4 protein-coding genes are annotated in these 3,445 nt (G+C 56.3%); all 4 read left to right on the top strand.

Annotation, left to right across the window (positions count from 1 at the left end; translation table 11 throughout):
* Positions 1 to 574, top strand: a 574-nt coding sequence (locus NW809_RS11380) for a transporter substrate-binding protein (RefSeq protein ID WP_414402180.1), incomplete at its 5' end; no start/stop codon positions are given.
* Positions 575 to 678: 104 nt separating this feature from the next.
* The gene (gene urtB / locus NW809_RS11375) at positions 679 to 1,836 is read left to right on the top strand and encodes an urea ABC transporter permease subunit UrtB (protein ID WP_414402179.1); all 1,158 of its coding nucleotides are present in this window, start codon (positions 679 to 681) and stop codon (positions 1,834 to 1,836) included.
* Between the two features lie 3 nt (positions 1,837 to 1,839).
* Positions 1,840 to 3,048: an urea ABC transporter permease subunit UrtC gene (gene urtC, locus NW809_RS11370; RefSeq protein WP_414402178.1), complete on the top strand. Its 1,209-nt coding sequence runs from the start codon at positions 1,840 to 1,842 to the stop codon at positions 3,046 to 3,048.
* 179 nt (positions 3,049 to 3,227) lie between these two features.
* A partial coding sequence (locus tag NW809_RS11365) for an ATP-binding cassette domain-containing protein (RefSeq protein ID WP_414402177.1) occupies positions 3,228 to 3,445 on the top strand: 218 nt, incomplete at its 3' end.

The raw sequence follows: 3,445 nt of genomic DNA, 5'->3' as shown, positions 1-3,445 counted from the left end.
GATCTACAACAGCTTGAACGGCGACAGCAACGTGGCCTTTTTCAAACAACTGAAAGGGGCAGGGCTGGGGCCAGATCGCTATCCTTCCATGTCCGTCAGCATTGCTGAAGAAGAGGTACAGGCCATCGGCCCCGAATTCTTGGAAGGGCACTTCGCCGCCTGGAACTACTTTATGACGGTGGATACGCCTGCCAACAAGAAGTTTGTGGAGGCTTTCAAGGCAGAATACGGCCAAAACCGCGTCACCAACGACCCGATGGAAGCCGCCTACATCATGGTTTACATCTGGAAGCAGGCAGTGGAAAAAGCGGGAACAGTGGAAATCGACGCCGTGCGGCAGGCAGCCTATGGCCAGACCTTTGATGCGCCAGAAGGCTTGGTAACCATGAACACCAATCACCACCTGACCAAGTATGTGCGGATCGGCCAGGTGCGCTCCGATGGCTTGTTTGATGTCATCTTTTCTACGGATGCCGTGGAGCCGCAGCCCTGGAACCAGTTTGTGGCAGAGACCAAGGGCTTTGCCTGCGATTGGTCAGATCCGGCCAAGGGCGGTCGCTACAAAGTCAGCTAGTCCTGGCCAGGGCTGGGATCCCTTGCCGTTTGGATAGGGTCGGGGATCCCGCCTAGATGCTCGGTTAGCCTCCCTAGTTTAGTTGGAAGGAGGATCCCCTGCCCATGACCTTGCTCTTGGATAGCTTGTTTAACGGCCTTAGCATCGGCACCGTCTTGCTGATAGCCGCCTTGGGCTTGGCCATTGTTTTCGGCCTCATGGGGGTCATCAACATGGCCCATGGGGAGCTGATGATGTTGGGGGCCTACACCACTTTTGTGGTTCAAAATGCCTTTCGTCCCCTAGGGGATCCCTGGCGGGATCTGTATATCTTCCCGGCTTTGGTGGCAGCCTTTGCCGTCACTGCTCTGGTAGGGCTGGCCTTGGAGCGGGGGGTGATCCGCTTTTTGTATGGCCGACCCTTGGAGACCCTTTTGGCCACCTGGGGCGTGAGCCTGATCTTGCAGCAGTTTGTGCGCAGCGTCAATTGGGTGCTGGCTTTCCGCTTGGGGGCCTTCGCGGTGCTCTTTTTTGGCGGCTGGTGGCTCTTGGCCAGGCGGGCGGATTGGCCGCGTCTCAAGGGGTGGACGCTGGCGCTGCTACTGGTGCTTTCCACGGCCATTGCAGCGGTGGGGGGGCGGGTGCTGGCGCAAACCTATGCTTTAGCAGTCACTCAACCCTGGTTTGGAGCCCAGAACAAAGATGTGACCGCTCCCCGTTGGCTGGGGGGTGGGATCCCGGTGGGCAACCTGTTTTTGCCCAATACCCGCCTGTTTATCATCGCCCTCACCATCCTCTGCATCCTAGGGCTGTACTTCTTCTTGCAACGCACCCGCTGGGGGTTGCGCATCCGGGCGGTTACCCAAAATCGAGCCATGAGTGCCTGTGTAGGGATCCCTACGCAAAAGGTGGATGCCCTCACCTTTGCCGTCGGCTCGGGTCTGGCGGGAGTGGCCGGCGTAGCGGTCAGCCTGCTGGGATCCGTGGGGCCGAACACCGGCCAAAACTACATCGTGGATACCTTTATGGTGGTCGTCGTGGGGGGTGTCGGTAAGCTTTTGGGCAGCATTGTGGCAGCGCTTGGGATCGGGATTGCCAACTTTGTCATCGGTTCCGGGACGCTGGCTTTGATTTTTCCCAACGTGCCCATCCTGACCGATACCCTCAACTTTTTTGCCACCACGAGCATGGCCAAGGTGATGGTCTTTGCTTTGATCGTGGCCTTTTTGCAGGTGCGACCTCGGGGCCTTTTCCCCGAAGAAGGTCGTATGGTGGATGCCTAGGGAATGATCTCGCTTGGCGAAAACTCTAGGACCAGACTCTCCATCTTCTACTCCCTCACAAAGCCCATGAAACTGGTTCATTCCCCCCGTGCTGATCATGAAGTGGCTGCTCCCGCCGCGGGTGGGGATCCCAATTCTTCTCGCAAGCTTCTGTGGGAGGCCGGGATCCTCATCGTTTTGGTGCTGGCCTTGATCTTTGTGGCCCCAACTGTGCTGTCTGGCTTTCGGCTCAACTTGTTGGGGCGGTTTCTGGCCCTCAGCATTGTAGCTTTGGGGATCGACCTCATCTGGGGCTATACCGGCATGCTCAGCCTGGGGCATGGGGTGTTCTTTGCCTTGGGGGGCTACGCTCTGGGGATGCACCTGAAATTGCAATTGCCGGAAGGTCAGATACCGGAGTTTTTCAGCCTCTATGGGGTAACGGAATTACCTTGGTTTTGGTACCCCTTTTATTCTTTTCCGTTCACGGTTGTTGCTGTTGTCTTGATCCCGGCTTTGGTGGCAGCAGCCCTGGGATATTTGGTGGTGAGAAATCGCATTCGAGGGGTTTATTTCTCCATTCTAACTCAGGCCACCACGATTATTTTCTTTAACTTCTTCAACGGCCAACAGCGCTTAATTAATGGCACCAACGGCCTGACCAACTTCCAGACTTTGTTTGGCCTGGATGTCAACTCGTCCGAGATGCGCTTCGTTGTCTATGTCACTACAGTTCTGGCGGTGGTTTTGGCTTACCTTCTCTGTCGTTGGCTGACCAGCGGCCTATTCGGTCGGATCCTGGTAGCCATTCGAGATGACGAGCCGCGGGTTCGTTTTTCCGGCTACGATCCCACCGGCTTTAAAGTGCTGGTGTTTGCCGTGTCTGCTGCCCTGGCAGGCATTGCCGGAGCTTTGTTTACCTTGCAAACTGGGATCATCTCTCCCAATGCGATGGCCGTTCCCTTTTCCATTGAAATGGTGATCTGGGTGGCGGTGGGCGGTCGGGCCAGTTTGGTGGGGGCAGTGCTGGGGGCTCTGTTGGTCAACTTTGCCAAGAGCTTGCTGAGCGAAAATTTTCCGGAGATTTGGCTGTTTTTCCAGGGGGGATTGTTCCTGTTGGTGGTGCTGGTGCTGCCGGATGGACTGGTGGGTTGGGTGCGCACCCAAGGCAGGCAGCTTTGGGTCACCGTTCAGCTTTGGCGCAGGCGCTTGGCAGATACTTCCCCAGCTTAAATCTGGCTTTCTGTCGATGTGCATCATACGCAAGGTGCAAGTTCAGAGTAAAAGGATCCCAGATCTGATGGGTAAGCCAGCGATGCCAAGTGTCCTCTCTTATTTATTTGATGGGTTGAGTTTGATGGGTTGAGAACCCTGTTCGCCCTCTGCCCTTTCCGTTCTTGGATGTGATCCCCATGCTTACTGCAGCTCCCACCGCCACCCGACAAATTTTACAAACTCAGGATCTCACCGTCAGCTTTGATGGCTTCAAGGCTTTGGACAGGCTGAACTTCTCTCTGGAGGAAGGGGAGCTGCGGGTGGTCATCGGCCCCAATGGGGCAGGCAAGACTACGTTTCTCGATGTGCTGACGGGCAAGGTTAAGCCTACTCGAGGCCGGGTGCTGTTTAAAGG

Origin of the sequence: Synechococcus sp. WC101 (assembly GCF_047461555.1) — a bacterium.
Taxonomy (GTDB): Bacteria; Cyanobacteriota; Cyanobacteriia; order Thermostichales; family Thermostichaceae; genus Thermostichus.
This window is presented reverse-complemented; position numbering and strand designations above follow the sequence as displayed.